Source organism: Nonomuraea sp. NPDC049028, from assembly GCF_043197735.1.
Lineage (GTDB): Bacteria > Actinomycetota > Actinomycetes > Streptosporangiales > Streptosporangiaceae > Nonomuraea.
Genome location: NZ_JBICTR010000007.1, coordinates 412,066 through 429,623 on the forward strand (window position 1 = coordinate 412,066; position 17,558 = coordinate 429,623).

A 17,558-nucleotide genomic window follows, 5' to 3' on the forward strand; every position below is an offset into this window, starting at 1 on the left:
CAACGGCGATTACGCGTCGCGGCGCCGCATCAGCACGGCGCCCGCGATCACCGCGACCGCCACCCAGGCGAGGTAGACCGCGAACCCGCTCCACGGGCCCAGGGAGCCGCGGCTGTCGCCGGACACGACCAGCAAGCCGGCGTTCGTGGTGAAGTATGCGGCCACGGTCCTGCCCCACTCGCCCGGGAGCTGGATCGCGACGCTGGGCAGTACCAGGATCAGTGAGATGGCCGACACGATCGCGCCCGGCGTGTGCCTGATCAGTGTGCCCAGTCCGAGCCCGAACAGCCCGCACGCGGTCAAGTAGAGACCGGACCCGAGCGTAGCCCGCGCCACCTCCCCCATCTCGATGGACGGTGGCTGGGCGATCGCCAAGCCGACGCCCACCGCGACGGCCGACGCGACCAGGCACACGACGAGCGACACCGCGACGAACACCACGATCTTGCCGGTCAGCAGGCGCATGCGCTGGGGCACTGCCATGAGCGAGGTGCGGATCCCCCCGGTGCGGTATTCGCTGGAGATCACCAGAACGCCCAGGGTGGCCATGGAGATCGAGGCCATCATCGCCCCGGTCAGGCTCAACATGATCGCCTCCGAGCCCGGGACCGGCCCCTTGGCCATGCCCTTGGCCGAGGCGTTGAGGAGGACGGAGAAGCCCAGCATCAGCACGGCGGTGGTGGCCAGGGTCCACACCGTCGAGCGGACAGAGCGGATCTTGGTCCATTCGGACCGGAAAATGTCGATCATGATGAGTACTCCAGGCTGTCCTTGGTGAGCTCCATGTAGGCCGCTTCGAGCGAGGGCTGGACGAACGTCAGTTCCTCCAGCGGCAACCCGGCCCGCGCGGTGATCGTGCCGATCTCCAGCGGCGTCACCCCGGTCACCCTCAGGTGGTCGGTGTGCAGGTCACCGACCTTGATCAGATCGGCCACCTCGGCCAGGCGGGGCGAGCGCACCCGTACGTACGACTGAGAGCTGCGCCCGATGAACTCCGACATGCTCGTGTCGGCGATCAGCGCGCCCTTGCCGATCACCACCAGGTGGTCGGCCGTCTGCGCCATCTCGCTCATCAGGTGGCTGGAGACGAACACCGTGCGCCCCTCGGCCGCCAGCTTCCGCATGAACGTGCGGATCCACAGGATGCCGTCCGGGTCCAGCCCGTTGACGGGCTCGTCGAAGAGCAGGATCTCCGGATCGCCGAGCAGTGCGGCGGCGATGCCGAGCCGCTGCGACATGCCGAGCGAGAACCCGCCGACCCGCCGCTTGGCCACCTTGGTCAGGCCGACCTCCTCCAGCACCTCCTCCACCCTGCTCGCCGGGATGGCGTTGGTCTGGGCGATGGCCAGCAGGTGGTTGCGGGCGCTGCGCCCGCCGTGCACGGCCTTGGCGTCGAGCAGCGCGCCGACCTTGCGCAGCGGGTGCCGCAGCTCCCCGTACGGCCTGCCGTCCACGAGGACCGACCCGCCCGACGGGTGGTCCAGGCCGAGGATCATGCGCATGGTCGTCGACTTCCCGGCGCCGTTCGGTCCCAGGAACCCGGTCACCTGGCCGGGTTCGACGTCGAAGGACAGGTCCGCCACGGCCACGGTGCCGCCGTAGCGCTTGCTCAGGTTCGTTGCCCGGATCGCGGTCATGATCCAAGCGTGGCCGTGCGGGAACGGGATTTCGTCCTGCTGGAGGACCGTTCGCGGGCGCGGTCTCTGGGACCCTGCTCCTACTCTCCAGGGGTGATCAGCGCCGCCTCGTAGGCCACGATCACCGCTTGGGCCCGGTCCCGGACGCCGATCTTGGCGAACAGGCTCGTCACGTGGTTCTTGACGGTCGAGGGGGAGACGTCCAGCTCCTCGGCGATCTCCGCGTTGGACCTGCCGCGGGCGATCAGGACGAGCGTCTCGCGCTCGCGCTCGGTCAGCCCGTCCAGCTTCGTGGGAGCCGCCCGGCGGCGCGGCCGCGCCGCCCGTACGAACGTGCCGATCAGGCGGGTCAGCAGGCGCGGCGCCACGGCGGACTCCCCACGGTGCACCACACGGACGCCCTCGACCAGCTCCTCGGGGGAGACGTCCTTGGGCAGGAACCCGACGGCGCCCGCCCGCAGGGCCGCCACCACGTTCTCGTCCAGGTCGAACGTGCTCAGCGCGAGCACCCGCACACCGGGCGACTCCACGGTGATCCGTTCGGTCGCGCGAACCCCGTCGAGACCCGGCATGTGCAGGTCCATCAGCACCACGTCCGGGCGCAGCCGCTCGCACAGCGCGACCGCCTCCGCGCCGTCGGCCGCCTGGCCGACCACGCGCATGTCCGGCTGGGCGTCGAGCATGAGCTGGAAGCCCTTGCGCACCAGCGCGTGGTCGTCGGCCAGCAGTACGGTGATCATGTCGTCTCCAGGGGAATGCGGGCGCGCACCAGGAAGCCGCCCTCCAAACGGGGGCCCGTGCTCAGGAGGCCGCCGCACAGGGTCACGCGCTCGGCCATCCCGTCCAGCCCGAACCCCGGAGCAGGGGCGTTCCGGCTGCCCGCCGCGGGCAGGCCGTCGTCGATGACCTCCACCTCGACCGCCTCGCTCTCGTACGCCAGCCGGACGCTGGCCCGCGCCCCCACGGTGTGCTTGCGGGTGTTGGTCAGCGCCTCCTGCACGATCCGGTAGACGGCGTGGTCGACGGTCGTCGGCAGCGTGACGGGCTCGCCGATCACGGTCAGGCTCGTGGGCAGTCCGGCGGTCGCGGCCTCCTGGACCAGCGCCGGCAGCCGGGCGGCGCCCACCCCGGTCGCGGCGTCGGCGCCCCCCTCGACCCTGAGCAGCCCGTCCGTGGTGAACACGCCGCCGGCTCCGACCGGGTCGTCGGCCCTGAGCACGTTGAGGAGCTGGCGCATCTCCGCCAGTGCCTGACGCGCGGTCCGCTCCGCCCCGGCCAGGGCGTCATGGGCGGCGTCCTCGCTCGGCGGCAGGGTGGCCCTGGCGCCGCCGACCAGCACGTTGATGACGCTGATGTGGTGGGCCACGACATCGTGCAGTTCCCTGGCGATGCGCCGCCGCTCGGCGCGGACCGCGCTCTCGGTGGCCTCCCGCTGGCCGCGCTCCCTGAGCTCGGCGCGGACTCTGACGAACTGGCCGACGACTATGGGGGCCAGCGGGTACAACCCGATCATCCAAGCGCCGGGTACCGGCCTGGTCAGGTGGTTGGCCAGAGCGTAGACCACGCCCCCGCCGACGGCGGTGAGCGCGGCGGTCCTGCCCGGGGTGTAGCGGCCCACGCTGTAGAAGGCGATCGTCGAGGAGATGTTGGCCGACGCCATGATGCCGGCGGCCATGCCGAAGATCTCACCGGCGGTCTCGATCGCGGCGACCGTGACGGGCCGGGTCCGCCGTAACAGCAGCGGGAACGTGCTGAGAATGAAGAGGCCGGCGCCCATGGCGACGTCCGGGTAGCCCTGGCGCAGCACGGAGACCAGGCCGACGCTCGCGGCCCCGACGAGCACGGTCACCAGCGTGATGTCGAAGACGCGCGGACGCTTGAAGAAGCGCCATGCGGCCGTGACGCGTCGCATGAAGCGCATGATCCAACCCTATGTGGCAGTTATTGAAAAGCGGCGATATTTCGCCGGAACAGCCCCCGTCACCGTCTGGACGCGGCCAGTTGACGCTGCGGTAACGTCGCTTCAAGGGCGAGGGACGGGAGCAAGAATGAGTTCTACGGCACGGGCCATCTGGGACGATGCTCTCACTTCCTACGATTTCGGGCCGAGTCATCCGCTGGCGCCCGTCAGGGTGGAGCTGACGATGGCGCTCGCCCGTGAGCTCGGCGTGCTGGACAAGATCGAGGTGGTCGGCTGTGTGCCCGCCACCGACGACGAACTGGCCCTGGTGCACCGGCGCGACTACATCGAGGCCGTCAAGCGCGTCTCCGCCTCCGGCGGGGCCGACCTGTCCGTGGGGCTCGGCACGTCCGACAATCCGGCCTTCAAGGGCGTACACGATGCCTCGGCGCTCATCGCGGGCGCGACGCTCGCGGCCGCCCGCGCGGTCTGGGAGGGCACGGCCGAGCACGCGGTCAACATCTCCGGCGGTCTGCACCACGCGATGGCCGGTAACGCCAGCGGCTTCTGCGTCTACAACGATCCGGCGCTGGCCATCGCCTGGCTGCTCGCGCAGGGGGTCGGCCGCATCGCCTACGTGGACGTCGACGTGCACCACGGCGACGGCGTGCAGGCGATGTTCTACGACGATCCCCGGGTGCTGACGATCAGCCTGCACGAGAGCCCGCGCACGCTGTTCCCCGGCACCGGCTACCCGGGGGAGACGGGCGCGGAGGGCACGGCGGTCAACGTGGCGCTGCCCGCGGGCTGTGGAGACGAGGGCTGGCTGCGGGCCTTCGACTCGGTCGTGCCGCCGCTGCTGCGTGAGTTCCGGCCGGAGATCCTGGTGACCCAGCACGGCTGCGACAGCCACGCGCTCGACCCGCTCGCCAACCTGATGCTCAGCCTCGACGGTCAGCGCACCGCCTACTCCGCCCTGCACCGGCTGGCGCACGAGACGGCCGGCGGCCGGTGGCTCGCGACGGGCGGGGGCGGCTACGAGTTGGTCCAGGTGGTGCCGCGGGCCTGGACGCACCTGATGGCCGAGTTGTCCGGGCATCCGCTCGACCCGGCCACCCAGACACCCCCGGCCTGGCGGGCGTTCGTACGAGAGCGGACGGGCGAGATGCCCCCGCTGACCATGACAGACGGCCGAAATCCGGAATTTCGCGACCTAGCTGGTGGTTATGACCCAGCAGACCCCATCGACCGTGCGGTCATGGCGACCCGACAGGCGGTCTTCCCCCTGCACGGCCTCGACCCGATGCCTTAGGGAGAGTTGTGCTCAGCCGCGACCAATTCCGCGAACACCTGGTCCGCACCCGGATCGCCGGCGAGGTCGCCACGTCGCGCGAGAACAATCTCGACCACTACAGCTCGGTGGCCAACCGCGATCCCTATTACATGCTGGGACTCACCCTGGAACAGCCGTGGTCGTTCCGTGACGTCCTCGCGCAGATGGTCAAGGCGGCCGGCGTGCAGGCCGACGCGGGACACCGCTGGGGCCAGGACACCATCGACCCCGACCTGACGATCGACGCGCTCGACGCCATGGCCGACCGGATCGCCGGCGTGCTGTCGCGGGACAAGCCGCGGCTGCTGTTCGCCACCGGGCACCCCACGGGCCTGCTCGTCGTCCACTTGGCGCTCGCCCGGTTCGCCGTGGAGCGCGGGGCGACGCTGCTGACGCCGGCCGAGGGCTGGACCTACTCCGGATCGGGTTTCGGACGCGCACGTAAGATCCGCTACCTCCAGGACATCGCCATGCTCGATGACAAGGGCGGATTCGTGCACACCCACGACTCCGCCCCGATGGAGCGGATGCTGACCGTCCTGGGCGAGGTCACGCCGGACCTCGTCATCGCCGACCACGGCTGGGCGGGAGCGGCTGGAGAGGCGGGTGTGCCGACGGTGGCGTTCGCCGACAGCAACGACCCCGGACTCTTCCTCGGCGAGGCCGAAGGCAAGATCGACGTGGTCGTACCCCTCGATGACAATGTGCTACCGCGCTACTACGAGCCGCTGATCGCCCATCTTGTCACACGAGCCTCACAGGCCCTTTGAGTTCAATTCGGTCATCCCCATACTGTCTTTTCGCGCCTGCATTCCAAGAGGCTCGCAGTCCCTTTGCCAACTTTTGAGGGGGCCTGGGCGACTCTTATGTGTGACAAGTTGGACAGTTCCAACGTCCAGGCGAGGTGCTCAAGCCGGTGGTTAACCAGCGATTTTGCTGGTTTGGCTGACAGGTAGCTCCGTCAGCTGAGAAAATAGGGGGTTTGCGCTGTCGGAGTCCCGACTTACGCTGACGGCAGTACACGTGCGTGAGCAGTGGCACCAGTGGGGATAACCCGTAAACACGTGCGGAAGAGGCGTCCGATGGGTGCAGGCGAAAGACCTCTCAGTGAGGTGAAGTTCCTGACGGTGGCGGAAGTGGCCACGGTCATGCGGGTGTCCAAGATGACGGTGTACCGCCTGGTGCACTCTGGCGAGCTGCCGGCCATCCGAGTCGGTCGGTCGTTCAGGGTGCCCGAGCAGGCGGTCCACGACTATCTGCGGGAGGCCTACATCGAGGCAGGGTAGATCTTGAGGTAGCGGCGTATGCCACACGCCGTGAATGCCGTCGTGGGAGACGCCCGGTCGCCACCGAGCGGCCGGGCTCACCCCCAGGGGGCGATCCACAGCCGATCGCCGGTAGTCTGTGATCCGGTGTGCGCTCGCGCATCGGTTCAGATCTGCTATCAGTACCTGGGGGTCCCGTGGGCTCTGTGATCAAGAAGCGCCGCAAGCGGATGGCCAAGAAGAAGCACCGCAAGCTGCTCAAGAAGACGCGCATCCAGCGGCGCAACAAGAAGTAACAGACGCAGCTGCGAGGCGCTGATGACCCACACCGTGCTCGTCACCGGGGTCTCGCGCCACGTGGGCGCTCGGATGGCGAGCGTGCTCGCCGCCGACCCGGACATCAGTCGCGTCATCGGAGTGGACACCGTGCCGCCCCCCTCGCTGACGCGAGATGGCGGCATCTCCCTCGGCCGGACGGAGTTCGTCCGGGTCGATCTGCGCAGCCCCGACATCGCTCAGGTGATCGCGGCTGCCGACATCGACACCGTTGTGCACATGAGCCTGGTCAGCGCTCCGTCGCGGGGCGCGGGCAGGGCCGTGATGAAGGAGCACAACGTCATCGGCACCATGCAGTTGCTCGGTGCCTGCCAGCGGTCGGCGACCGTGCGGCGCGTGGTGGTCCGTTCGACCACCGCCGTCTACGGTTCGTCGCCACGGGATCCGGCGGTGTTCACGGAGGACCTGGAGCCGCACGACGGCCCGAGCCACGGCTACGCCAAGGACGCCGTCGAGGTGGAGGGCTACGTGCGCGGTTTCGCGCGTCGTCGGCCCGACATGGCGGTCTCGCTGCTGCGCTTCGCCAACTTCATGGGTCCCGGCGTCGACTCGCCGCTCACCCGCTACTTCATCCAGCCGGTGCTGCCGACCGTGTTCGGCTTCGACCCGCGGCTGCAGTTCGTCCATGAGGACGACGCCGTCGAGGTGCTGCGGCGGATGGCGACCGAAGATCACCCCGGCACGTACAACGTGGCCGGGGCAGGCGTGTTGCTGCTGTCGCAGTGCGCGCGCCGGGCGGGGCGGCCGTCGTTGCCGCTGTTCGCGCCCGCCTTCCGCCTGCTGGGCGATGCCGCGCGCCGCGCCGGACTGGTCGACTACTCGCCCGAGCAGGTCCGGCTGATGAGCCATGGCCGGGCGGTCGACTGCTCCAGGCTGGAGGCCGAGCTGGGCTGGAAGCCCAAGTTCACCACCGGAGCGGCTTTCGACGACTTTCTGCGCTCGCGGGGGCTGCACCCGCTCGGAGGTGTGCGGCATTGAGCGTTCCGGACGACGAGGCCCGCGTGATCCCCATCAGCTCGGCACCCTCCTTCGAGGAGCCGGAGCCGCTCGCCAGGCTGCTGGCCTTCATCCGCCGGCGCATCACCGGCGACTACGAGGTCGACGAGTTCGGCTATGACGCCGAGCTGACGGACAAGGTGCTGCTGGAGCTGATCAGGCCCCTCTACCACCACTGGTTCAGGGTCGAGACGGTCGATCTGAAGAACGTGCCCGATGAGGGCGGCGCGCTGGTCGTGGCCAACCACTCCGGCACGCTGCCGGTCGACGCGCTGATGATGCAGGTGGCGCTGCACGACGAGGCCGACCGGCCGCTGCGGCTGCTCGGCGCCGACCTGGTCTACCAGCTTCCGATGCTCGCCCACCTGTCGCGCAAGACCGGCCACACGCTGGCCTGCCGCGAGGACGCCGACCGGCTGCTGCGCAAGGGCGAGCTCGTCGGGGTGTTCCCCGAGGGGTTCAAGGGCGTCGGCAAGCCGTTCTCCGAACGCTACAAGCTGCAGCGCTTCGGCCGCGGTGGGTTCGTCGCGTCGGCGATCCGCGCCGGGGTGCCGATCCTGCCCACCGCCATCGTGGGCGCCGAGGAGATCTACCCCAAGATCGGCGATCTGCCGACGCTGGCCAGGCTGCTCGGCCTGCCCTATCTGCCGATCACCCCGCTCTTCCCGCTGCTCGGCCCGCTCGGCCTGGTGCCGCTGCCGTCGAAGTGGATGATCCAGTTCGGGGAGCCCATCCGTACCGACGAGTACGACGCGGCGGACGCCGACGACCCGGTGCTGGTGTTCAACCTCACCGATCACATCCGCGAGATCATCCAGCAGATGCTCAACGAGCTGAGGCTGCGCCGCGGCCCCGCCTTTCCGCCATTCTTCTGAACTCAACAGAATCTTGACATGATCGGTCAAGCCATCAAGGATGGGGAAACCGAGCAAGGCAAGACGGCGGCTGGACACCCATGGGTTCGACACCTAGGGAGCGTGCATGAGACGGCTCGTCGACTCCGTGCTTGTCACGAACGCCGGCGACCAGGTGATCCTGTCGACCGGCTCACGTGACGGATTATCGCTGCGGGGCGACCTCGACCGCGTCGAGCAGGCGGTCACGCTGCTGCGGGACGGCGTCGACGACAGTGAGATCCACGCGGACCGGCTGCTGGCCGACCTGGTGGCGGCGCTGACGCACATGGGGTGGCTCACCTCGGAGCCGCCGCAGTCGGCGGCCGAGTCCACGGGCCGGCTCGCCCGCCAGCACGGCTACCTGACACTTTTCGCCCCCGACGCGCGCGAGCTCCAGTCGCGGATCGCCGCCTGCACGATCATGCTCCTCGGCGTGGGCGGCATCGGCGCGGTCGCGGCCCAGCACCTGGGCGCCGCCGGGGTCGGCCGCATCGTGGCCGTCGATCCCGACGTGGTCGAGCTGCACAACCTCAACAGGCAGCTGCCGTACACGACAAGGGACGTGGGCGTGCCCAAGGTCGACGCGCTCAGCGCGCGGCTGCGTGACTTCGCGCCCGAGACCGAGGTGGTGTCCGTACGGCGGCGTGTCGCCAGTGCGGCCGACCTCGACGGCCTGCCGCACGTGGACCTCGTCCTCATCGGCGCCGACGAGCCCGCCGAGCTGGCCGACACGGTCTGGCGGTGGTGCCGCGAACGGGATGTGGCCATGAGCCGTGCGGCGGTCGCCCACGAGCACGGCCACTGGGGCCCGCTGCTGTCGCCCCGCGCGGGACACTGCCACATCTGCTTCGAGCACGCCCGTGAGGCCGGGCTGTCGCGCGAGCGGCGGCTGGAGGGCGGCCACGGTCCCACGCCGTGGTCGTTCGGCGCCACCAACACGGTCATCGCGGCCTGGGCCGTGCACGACATCGTCCAGTACATCGCCACGTCCGAGTGCCCCACGCTCAACCGCCGCGCCCACCTGGACTTCGCCCACGGTGAGCTGCACTTCCTCGACGGTCCCCGCTGCACCTGCAACCAGTAGCGGGCCGCCGGTGTTCTCCGACTGAGAACACACCGGAAGCGAAGGAAAACTATGGATCTGCAACTTACCGGCCGCGTCGCCATCGTCACCGGGGCGTCCAAGGGCATCGGCCTGGCCGTGACACAGACCCTGATCGAGGAGGGCGCCCACGTCGTCGCGGCCTCCAGGACCCGCACCCCCGAGCTGCCCGAGAAGGTGGTGCACGTGCCGGTCGACCTGATGGACCCCCAGGCGCCCGCCGAGGTGGTCGCCCGCGCGGTCGAGGAGTTCGGGCGGGTGGACATCCTGGTCAACAACGCCGGCGGCCCGCCGCCCGGCGTGACGCTGCCGCACGCCGGGTTCATGACCTCGGACGACGACACCTGGCGGGGGATGTTCGAGTTCAACCTGTTCTCGGTCATCCGGATGATCCGTTCCGCCGTACCGGTGATGCTGGAGGGCGGCGGCGGCTCGATCGTCAACGTCTCCTCCGTCACCGCCCGGCAGCCTTCGGCGGTGAACATGGACTACGGCGCGGCCAAGTCGGCCCTCACCTTCGTCAGCAAGGCGGTCGACGAGGAGTACGGCCCGCAGGGCATCCGGGTCAACACCGTCTCTCCCGGGCCCGTGCTCACCCCCTGGTGGACCGACGAGGGCGGCGCGGCTGACGTCTTCGGGGGCATGGTCGGCGCCGACCGGGACAGCGTGATCACCAAGGTGGCCCCGGAGATGATGAAGCTGACGACGGGCCGCCTGGTCACCCCGCAGGAGGTCGCCGACGCGATCGCGCTCCTGGTCTCGCCCCGCTCCGGCAGCACGGCGGGCGCCGACCTCGTGATCGACGGAGGTTGCGTCAAGGAGGTGTGAGCGCGAACTCCGCGGCTTACAGTGGCCCGCTGAACGCGGGCCACTGTGAGCGCGAACACCGCGGCTTGCGGCGGCCCGCTGAACGCGGACCACCGTGAACCTGAATGGCGGGTTGTGGTGATACATCCCTGACCGACTTCCCCCCGCAGAAGGGCGGAGATGATCACGCAACCCGCCACCAGGGGTGCGGACGCAGAGCTCGTGCACGCTTCGCTGACCGATCCTGAAGTGTTCGCCGAGCTCTTCGACCGCTACTCCGCCATGCTCTACAGGTACGTCTCCAAACGGCTGGGCCCCGAGCCCGCCGAGGACATCGTCGGCGAGACGTTCCTGGTCGCCTTCTCCCGCAGGAAGAGCTACGACCCGAGCTATCCAGACGCCCGGCCATGGCTCTTCGGCATCCTGACCAAGCTCGTCTCCCGGCATCACCGCACCGAGGCGGCCCGCTACCGCGCCCTGCAGCGCGCCCCTGTCGACGCCGACGTGGAATCCCCGGCCGACCGCGTGGCCGCCGGGGTGACCGCGCAGGCGTCGCGCCCCGAGCTGGCCAGCGCGCTGGCCGCCCTGCCCGCCAAGGACCGCGACGTGCTCCTGCTGATCGCGTGGGGCGATCTGACGTACGACGAGGTCGCGCGGGCGCTCGGCATCCCGATCGGCACCGTACGCTCCCGCCTCAACAGGGGCAGGCGGAAGGTACGCGCGGCGCTCGGCGACACCAACCCGATGCTTGAGGAGGAGTGACGATGGACGACCTGAAGATGCTCCGCGACCTCGGCAGGGAGCTCGAACACCAGCCTCCGGCGACGCTGGTCCGCCAGCGGCAGCGCCTGCTCCAGGCCAGACCGCGGCGCAGGCGGTTGACGTGGCTGCTGACGGGTCTCGTCGCGGTGGCCACGATGGCCACCGTGGCCACCGTCGCCGTGCCCACGCTGATGCTGGCGGGCCGCCAGACCGTGCCACAACCGGCAGGTGCCCGCCCAGCCAACACGAGCGGCGTGCTGAACGTGCTCCTGGTCGGCAGCGACAGCCAGGGAGGTTCGGACAGGTTCGACAACGGAGCCCGCTCCGACACGCTCCTGCTGCTGCATCTGCCGGCCGACCGGACAAAGGCCACGATCATCTCCTTCCCCAGAGACTCGATGGTGCGGATCCCCGCCTGCGGGTCCCAGCCGGCCAGGAAAGACATGATCAATCAGGCGTTCCGTATCGGCGGTCTCGCCTGTTCGGTGAAGACGGTCGAGACGCTGACGAAGGTGCGTGTCGACCACATGATGGAGGTCGAGTTCTCGGGCGTGGAGGCCATCGTGAACGCCCTCGGCGGGGTCGAGGTCACGTTGCCGCAGGCGGTGGATGACAAGAACACGAAGCTGAGGCTCTCTGCGGGCAAGCACTTGCTCAACGGCAAGCAGGCGCTGGGCTACATCCGGTTGCGTCACTACGGCGACGGGTCGGATATCCAGCGCATCAAGCGCCAGCAGGTGCTCATGATGTCGATGCTGAAGAAGGCCAAGCAGCGGCTGAAGGATCCGGCGGCCCTGCGCTCCTTCCTCACCACGGCCGGCAAGTCGTTCAAGACCGACCCGGAGTTCGACCTCGACACCATGATCGGCATCGCCGGGACGCTGGAGAAGACCAAGATGCCCTTCGTCATGGTCCCCTGGGAGCCCGATCCCGACGACCGGAACCGGATCGTGTGGAAGCAACCGGAGGCGGAGCAGCTCTTCGCCAGCTTGCGGTAGTTGCCCCTGGGGGTTCGTCCACATGACCGTCTCGATCCCTGCGACGGTCCGTGGTGGTTGAGGTCCTTGGGAGGGACACCCCCTCCGGGGGCGGAAGAAGCCGGTTTGTGGTGGCTCGGGTCCCTTGGACGGATACCCCTCCGGAGGAGGGAAGCAGCCGGTCCGTCGTGGCCGAGGTCTCCTGGAGGGGATGCCCGGGTCGGCTACTGCGTTGAGCGGTAGTGCTTGCGGAGGGCGATGCCGGCGGCGATGCCGCCGGCCACCGCTCCGACGCCCGCGGCGATCGGCAGGGCGGTCAGTGTCGCCTTTCTACCGGTGCGGAAGTCCTTGATCGGCCAGTCGTGCTTCTTGGCGTGCTCGCGCAGTTCGCTGTCGGGGTTGATGGCCACCGGCTTGCCGACCAGCGACAGCATGGGCAGGTCGTTGGCCGAGTCGCTGTAGGCGGTGCACCGGGTGAGGTCGAGGCCCTCCCGGCGGGCCAGCGCCCGCACCGCCTCGGCCTTGGCCGGGCCGTGCAGCAGGTCGCCGACCAGCCGACCGGTGTAGACGCCGTTGGTGGTCTCGGCCACGGTGCCGAGCGCGCCGGTCAGGCCGAGGCGCTGGGCGATGACCCTGGCCAGCTCGACGGGCGTGGCCGTGACCAGCCAGACGCGCTGGCCGCGGTCGAGGTGGCTCTGCGCGAGCGCTCGGGTGCCGCCCCAGATGCGGTCGGACATGACCTCGTCGTAGATCTCCTCGCCCAGCCGGATCACGTCGTCGACCTTCGCGCCCGCGACGAACGCCAGCGCGGTCTCGCGGGCCACCGCGATGTGCTCGGGGTTCTCGTTGCCGCGCAGCCGGAACACCGCCTGGCCGACGGCGAACTTGAACAGGTCAGAGGTGGTGAACAGGCCGCGCGTCGCCAGGCCCCTGGCGAAGTGGTAGATGGAGGCGCCGCGCATCATCGTGTTGTCGACGTCGAAGAAGGCGGCCGCCTGCTGGTCGGGCTCCGTAGGGGTCACCGTCACCGCGGCCGCCGCTGCGGCCTCGCCGGCGAGCTCCGCCTCCGCCTCGCGCTGTCGTCGCATTAGCCGCCACATGCGCCTCAGCTTATCGAAGGTCCGCTGAAAGCCTCGGCCTTCGGTTCGGGCCGGGGATGAATGCGGTCCTGTCAGATGGCCCGCCGGAGGCGGGACAGCCCGGGGTAAGTAGCGCGGACCCGGAAGCGGTCAGGTCGTGTTGGCGGGTCGCAGGTACCGGCTGGAGTTCGACTTCGGGCAACAGATGTTCGCCGAGCGGCTGGGCGGGATCTGCCGCAGCGTGTGGAACACCGGCCTCGAACAGCGCCGCGAATACCGGCGGCGAGGCGCCTACCTCAGTTACGAGGAGCAGTGCGCACAACTCGCCGAGGCGAAGAAGGACCCGTACTGCGACTGGCTCGCCGACGCTCCCGCCCAGGTCATCCAGCAGACGCTGAAGGACCTGGACCAGGCGTGCCGACAGCACGGCCGCGGTCACCTCCGACGGGGAGTTCTTCGACCGCCGCCACGCCGGAACCGGTAGTTTGTCCAGTCTGGTGCCACCCCCTGAGTGCAAACAGGACAGGCAGCCCGATCTGGGGTTCCTCACTCCGGGCGAGGCGGAACGCTATCTGCGGCTCCAGCGGCGGCTTGCCCGGTCGAAGAAGGGCTCCCGGCAGCGTCCGGCGAGGTGGGCCGATACCTGCGCAACGGGGCGGCGGCGAAGTCCGTCTTGAACAAGGCGATCCTGGACAAGGGCTGGTACGGCCTGGAGAGCGCCCTGCGGAGCAAGGCCCGCTACACCGGGACCGTCGTGGCGAAGGTCCCGGCCCCGTACACCTCACAAACGTGCCCGGCACCTGCCTGTGGGAAGGTGGATGAGAAGAGCCGCGAGAGCCAAGCGGTCTTCTCCTGCACCGTCTGCGGGCACACCGAGCACGCCGACATCGTCGGGGCGAAGAACACGTTGGTCAGATATCGGGCGGCCGGGCTGGTCGTTCCAGGGCGTGGAGACCCATCTGGGTCCGTGAAGCGTCAAGCACCCCGTTCCACAGCACGAGCCGCGCAAGCAGCATGAGCTGCCGCGTAAGCGGCACGGGAACCTCCGTCCCTTTAGAGCGGAGAGCAGGTCAACTAGCGCGGGGCCACAAGCCCGTCTATGTAGTCGAGGTAGCCCGTCGCCTTGTCCTGTTGATCCCCGTCCATCCGTTCGAGCATTGGTTCGACCATGTTTTTCTGGTCGCGCGCGAACCGGTTGATCTTCGGTGAGCGCGGCTCGGCCCGCTCCAGCCTCCTGATGCCGGACCGGGTCGAGTCCTCCATCTCCTTGAGCGTCTTGGTGACCAGCGGTCCGTCGCCGGACGAGCCGAGCAACTGGGCGACTTCGGCCGCCCGGGTCTTGGCCGAGACCAGCTCGCGCTCGGCTCGCTGCACGTCGTCGGTGCTGAGCCGGACCAGCGTGCTCTCCGCGGCGCGCTTGAGCGGGTAAAGCGTGTCGCCGGGCAGTGCGTGGTAGGTGGCGAAGGCCGACAGCATCATGGCCGCCGCCAGGCCGAACGTGGCGGCCTGGGAGAGCCAGGAGAGCCGCCGCCCCGGACGGCGATGGGAACGGCGGGCCCGTACGGGCTCGGGGAGGCGCTGTGCGCACAGGAGCTCGGCGCGGAGACGTTCGCGGAAGGCGGCGGCCGGACCCCCGCCCAGCGGGAGCCGTCGCAGCTCTGTGAGGTGTTCGAGCACGCGCTCGCGCGATCTGCGCGCCCTACCCATGACAGCTCCCTGACGCCGCCGGGGAATCCGATCGTGACATCTGCCTAACGACGTGCCGCTGGTGGAGGTTACGCCAGGTCGTGCTTGAGCGCCCTGGCCAGGGCCCGGATCGCTCGGAACTGCAGGGCTTTGATCGCTCCACTCTTCTTCCCCATGATCAACGCGGTCTCGGCGAGCGACAGGCCGTGCAGGAACCGCAGAACCACGCATTCCTGCTGCTCGGGATTCAGATCCTGGACGGCGCGGAGCATCCGGTCGTTGATGATGGCCGTGACGACGGCGTTCTCCGGGATGTGCGGGCCGTCGAGCGGGACGTCGATCACCTCCCCGGTCGGGATTTCCAGGCGATAGCGGCCGGACTTGAAGTGATCGGTGACCAGGTTCCTGGCGATGGTGACCAGCCAGGCGCCGAAGTCACGGCCCTGCCAGGTGAAGTCGGTGATCCGGCGAAGCGCGCGGAGAAAGGTCTCGCTGGTGAGATCCTCGGCCAGCGGATGCGAGCCGACGCGGAAGTAGATATAGCGATAGACAAGATCCACGTATCGGTCATAGAGCGTGCCAAAGGCATCCGAGTCTCCGGTCTTGGCGTGCAGCACCAGCATGCGGAGGTCATCGGGAATCTCTTCGCGCACGGCAAGCTCGCTCGTCCGGGCGGGACCAGCGACCGCTGGTGGGAGCAGCCCGGCGAACGGCCACGAGTCAGGCATCCGGTATCCCTAGGGGTAAGGGGTGCGGCGTGCTCGAACACTCTAGAAATCAACCGGAAATTCCACAATCCGCTTCGTGAAGGCATGACTAGCCGTAATCGGCCGATACCGTGTGGACCGACCCGTTCCCTCTTCGGCTACCGGCTGGGAGGCATAGTCCGGCAGCATTGGAGTCACCATGGAGATCCTCGTTGCTGTCCTAGCCTTTGTCGGTGCCCTCCTCGCCGCGATCGGCGCAGTCGCCCTGGTCCGGCGCCTGCGTGACGAGGTGGAGGGGTGGTTGATCGCCTGGACCGTTTCAGCCGTCGCGCTCTGCCTGGCGCTCGGTGCGATCGGCGTCGGCTACCTGATGGGATTCGGGGACGTCACCTTCAAGGTCTACCAACTGACCGGATCCCTCCTCGCGCCCTTCTGGCTGGCCATCGGACTGGTCCAACTCCTGTCGGAGAAGGTGCCGCCGAAATTCGCCGGCTGGCTGCTCGGGATCGCGTTCACCATCGTCGCCACCGTGGTGCTCATCTTCGACCCGGTGAGCAGGGCCGACGAGATGGGCAAGCTGCTCCCCGCGGCCGAGGGGCACTGGAACCTCATCCCGAACTACCTGCTGATCGGCGCGCACTCCATCGCCGGGCTGATCATGCTGGCGGCCGTGGTGATCGCGGCGCTGCGCTGGCGCAACGGTGACGAACTCGACACCGACAACCTGCACGCGGTCATGGTCATCGCGCCCTCGGGCATCGCGATCATCGGGGCGATGAGGTTCGCGGTGCCGGGCTTCTTCGCCACCGCGCTGTTCGTGGTGGCCGCCGCGGGCATCTGGTACGCCGTGCTGCGCCCCCTGGCGCCGTACGAGGACGACGACGAGGACGACGAGCTCGAGGGCCATCGCGGCGAGCGGCCGGCTGAGCGGTCCTCTCATGGCCGCCGGGCCATGCGGGATCGGGACCCCTTCCCCCAGCCGGACTCCTTCCCCCACTCGGAGCCGTTCCTCCCCTCGGACTCCTTCCCTCGGTCGGAGCCCTTCCCCCAGCCGCTCGCCGACATGCCGATGCAGGGCCCGCCCCAGCAACAGCAGCAGCCGCCTCCCGGTCAGCCCCGCCGGTCGGGCCTGGGTGATCTGGTGGCCGAATACCGGGCGGGCGACCAGCCGGTCGACTACGCCGCCCGGATGGCGCCGCCGCCCGACCAGGGCCCCTCGACCGGCTACATCATGAACGGCGGGCACGGCGCCGGGCCGCAGACCGGTCCCCAGGACTTCGGGATGCCCGGCACGGGCGCGGTCTACCCGGGGGCCGAGTTGTTCGCCACCGGCTCCCGCGCGGCCCAGCAGCCCCCTCAGGGCCAGCCCCCTCAGGCGCAGCCCGTGCGGACGCCGGCCCCGCAGGCCCAGCCTCAGCAGCAGGCGGCCTCCAGCAGGCCCTCACCGAGCATCTACGGCATGCTGACGGTCTTCACCCTCATGGACGGCTCAGGCGAGGCGTTCGACCGCCTGGCGGAGCTCACTGTCGAGGCCGTACGACGGGGCGAGCCCGACACGCTCATCTACGCCTGCCACGCGGTCAAATCGGCCCCGCTGCAGCGCATCGTCTATGAGCTCTACCGCGACGAGGTGGCCTACCGCGACCACCAGCGGCAGCCGCACGTCGAGCGGTTCGTCAACGAGCGCCAGGCCATGGTGCTGGCGACCAACATCATCGAGCTGAACGTCAACGCCGCCAAGGTCGTACCGCTCCCGACCGCGATGTTCTAGCTGCTCAGGGTCCTACTAGCCGCTCAGCGCGGCGCGTAGCCGGTCTTCGGAGACCCGCCAGAAGTCGTGCTGGACTCCGTCGACCAGAGTGACCGGGATCATCTCCCAGTATTTCTCCCGCAACTCCTCGGAGGAGTCGATGTCGACCTCCTCCCACGGCACACCCAGGTCTCCTGCCACGCGGGAGACGACCTCGCGCGCGTCGTCGCAGAGGTGGCAGCCCGGCCTGCCGAGCAGCGTGATGCGGTGCATGCACCCAACCGTATCGTGCCGACTTTGTGCATCGCTTCACAAAGGGATTAAC

General features: G+C 69.2%; 21 protein-coding genes. 13 read left to right on the plus strand and 8 right to left on the minus strand.

Going from position 1 to position 17,558, the window contains the following annotated elements; all coding sequences use genetic code 11:
• Positions 1 to 9 precede the first annotated feature (9 nt).
• The 4 genes from ACGFJ2_RS29120 to ACGFJ2_RS29135 form a co-directional block, all read right to left on the minus strand.
• Positions 10 to 750 carry an ABC transporter permease subunit gene (locus ACGFJ2_RS29120; RefSeq protein ID WP_358180397.1) on the minus strand — a complete coding sequence of 247 codons (741 nt, stop codon included), beginning with the start codon at positions 748 to 750 and terminating at the stop codon, positions 10 to 12.
• Positions 747 to 1,637 carry an ABC transporter ATP-binding protein gene (locus ACGFJ2_RS29125; protein WP_357954609.1) on the minus strand — a complete coding sequence of 297 codons (891 nt, stop codon included), beginning with the start codon at positions 1,635 to 1,637 and terminating at the stop codon, positions 747 to 749. Before ACGFJ2_RS29125 ends, ACGFJ2_RS29120 begins: the two co-directional genes overlap by 4 nt.
• A gap of 80 nt (positions 1,638 to 1,717) precedes the next feature.
• Positions 1,718 to 2,377 (minus strand): response regulator, encoded by a 660-nt coding sequence (locus ACGFJ2_RS29130; RefSeq protein WP_393473506.1) that lies wholly within the window; start codon positions 2,375 to 2,377, stop codon positions 1,718 to 1,720.
• Positions 2,374 to 3,549, minus strand: a complete 1,176-nt coding sequence (locus tag ACGFJ2_RS29135; protein WP_393473509.1) for a sensor histidine kinase — start codon at positions 3,547 to 3,549, stop codon at positions 2,374 to 2,376. Before ACGFJ2_RS29135 ends, ACGFJ2_RS29130 begins: the two co-directional genes overlap by 4 nt.
• A 136-nt stretch (positions 3,550 to 3,685) precedes the next feature.
• Between ACGFJ2_RS29135 and ACGFJ2_RS29140 the strand changes: the two genes are divergently transcribed.
• The 10 genes from ACGFJ2_RS29140 to ACGFJ2_RS29185 all read left to right on the plus strand — a co-directional run bounded on the left by ACGFJ2_RS29140 (position 3,686) and on the right by ACGFJ2_RS29185 (position 12,032).
• Positions 3,686 to 4,849: an acetoin utilization protein AcuC gene (locus ACGFJ2_RS29140; protein ID WP_393473512.1), complete on the plus strand. Its 1,164-nt coding sequence runs from the start codon at positions 3,686 to 3,688 to the stop codon at positions 4,847 to 4,849.
• Positions 4,850 to 4,857: 8 nt separating this feature from the next.
• Complete coding sequence (locus ACGFJ2_RS29145) at positions 4,858 to 5,640, plus strand: phosphatase (RefSeq protein WP_357954617.1); 783 nt, start codon at positions 4,858 to 4,860, stop codon at positions 5,638 to 5,640.
• A 312-nt stretch (positions 5,641 to 5,952) separates the two neighbouring features.
• The gene (locus tag ACGFJ2_RS29150) at positions 5,953 to 6,156 is read left to right on the plus strand and encodes a helix-turn-helix domain-containing protein (RefSeq protein ID WP_026214222.1); all 204 of its coding nucleotides are present in this window, start codon (positions 5,953 to 5,955) and stop codon (positions 6,154 to 6,156) included.
• A 176-nt stretch (positions 6,157 to 6,332) separates the two neighbouring features.
• Positions 6,333 to 6,431: a 30S ribosomal protein bS22 gene (locus ACGFJ2_RS29155; RefSeq protein ID WP_018654693.1), complete on the plus strand. Its 99-nt coding sequence runs from the start codon at positions 6,333 to 6,335 to the stop codon at positions 6,429 to 6,431.
• 22 nt (positions 6,432 to 6,453) lie between these two features.
• Entirely contained in the window at positions 6,454 to 7,449 is a 996-nt protein-coding gene (locus ACGFJ2_RS29160; protein WP_393473516.1) for an NAD-dependent epimerase/dehydratase family protein, read from the plus strand.
• Positions 7,446 to 8,342 (plus strand): lysophospholipid acyltransferase family protein, encoded by an 897-nt coding sequence (locus ACGFJ2_RS29165; protein ID WP_393473519.1) that lies wholly within the window; start codon positions 7,446 to 7,448, stop codon positions 8,340 to 8,342. The genes ACGFJ2_RS29160 and ACGFJ2_RS29165 overlap by 4 nt, the downstream gene beginning before the upstream one ends.
• Before the next feature lie 106 nt (positions 8,343 to 8,448).
• Positions 8,449 to 9,447, plus strand: coding sequence for a HesA/MoeB/ThiF family protein (locus tag ACGFJ2_RS29170; RefSeq protein WP_393473522.1), 999 nt, complete (start codon positions 8,449 to 8,451; stop codon positions 9,445 to 9,447).
• Between the two features lie 51 nt (positions 9,448 to 9,498).
• The gene (locus tag ACGFJ2_RS29175; protein ID WP_393473525.1) at positions 9,499 to 10,293 is read left to right on the plus strand and encodes an SDR family NAD(P)-dependent oxidoreductase; all 795 of its coding nucleotides are present in this window, start codon (positions 9,499 to 9,501) and stop codon (positions 10,291 to 10,293) included.
• A 159-nt stretch (positions 10,294 to 10,452) separates the two neighbouring features.
• The gene (locus ACGFJ2_RS29180) at positions 10,453 to 11,034 is read left to right on the plus strand and encodes a sigma-70 family RNA polymerase sigma factor (RefSeq protein ID WP_358180412.1); all 582 of its coding nucleotides are present in this window, start codon (positions 10,453 to 10,455) and stop codon (positions 11,032 to 11,034) included.
• Between the two features lie 2 nt (positions 11,035 to 11,036).
• Complete coding sequence (locus ACGFJ2_RS29185) at positions 11,037 to 12,032, plus strand: LCP family protein (protein ID WP_358180415.1); 996 nt, start codon at positions 11,037 to 11,039, stop codon at positions 12,030 to 12,032.
• Between the two features lie 203 nt (positions 12,033 to 12,235).
• Here ACGFJ2_RS29185 and ACGFJ2_RS29190 read toward each other — a convergent pair whose 3' ends face one another.
• A complete protein-coding gene (locus tag ACGFJ2_RS29190) occupies positions 12,236 to 13,099 on the minus strand; it encodes an HAD-IB family hydrolase (RefSeq protein WP_358180418.1) in 864 nt (287 codons plus the stop codon).
• A gap of 151 nt (positions 13,100 to 13,250) precedes the next feature.
• Between ACGFJ2_RS29190 and ACGFJ2_RS29195 the strand changes: the two genes are divergently transcribed.
• Positions 13,251 to 13,574 (plus strand): helix-turn-helix domain-containing protein, encoded by a 324-nt coding sequence (locus tag ACGFJ2_RS29195; RefSeq protein WP_393473530.1) that lies wholly within the window; start codon positions 13,251 to 13,253, stop codon positions 13,572 to 13,574.
• 147 nt (positions 13,575 to 13,721) lie between these two features.
• Complete coding sequence (locus tag ACGFJ2_RS29200; RefSeq protein WP_393473533.1) at positions 13,722 to 14,108, plus strand: zinc ribbon domain-containing protein; 387 nt, start codon at positions 13,722 to 13,724, stop codon at positions 14,106 to 14,108.
• A gap of 56 nt (positions 14,109 to 14,164) precedes the next feature.
• Here the strand turns inward: ACGFJ2_RS29200 and ACGFJ2_RS29205 are convergent, their stop codons facing one another.
• Positions 14,165 to 14,797, minus strand: a complete 633-nt coding sequence (locus ACGFJ2_RS29205) for a DUF5667 domain-containing protein (protein ID WP_358180427.1) — start codon at positions 14,795 to 14,797, stop codon at positions 14,165 to 14,167.
• Positions 14,798 to 14,865: 68 nt separating this feature from the next.
• Positions 14,866 to 15,504 (minus strand): sigma-70 family RNA polymerase sigma factor, encoded by a 639-nt coding sequence (locus ACGFJ2_RS29210; RefSeq protein ID WP_357655008.1) that lies wholly within the window; start codon positions 15,502 to 15,504, stop codon positions 14,866 to 14,868.
• Between the two features lie 178 nt (positions 15,505 to 15,682).
• On the opposite strand from ACGFJ2_RS29210, the gene ACGFJ2_RS29215 reads away from it, so the two are divergent.
• Entirely contained in the window at positions 15,683 to 17,254 is a 1,572-nt protein-coding gene (locus ACGFJ2_RS29215; protein WP_393473537.1) for an antibiotic biosynthesis monooxygenase, read from the plus strand.
• Positions 17,255 to 17,269: 15 nt separating this feature from the next.
• On the opposite strand, the gene ACGFJ2_RS29220 is transcribed toward ACGFJ2_RS29215, so the two are convergent.
• Positions 17,270 to 17,506 carry a glutaredoxin family protein gene (locus ACGFJ2_RS29220; protein ID WP_357954639.1) on the minus strand — a complete coding sequence of 79 codons (237 nt, stop codon included), beginning with the start codon at positions 17,504 to 17,506 and terminating at the stop codon, positions 17,270 to 17,272.
• Positions 17,507 to 17,558: the final 52 nt, after the last annotated feature.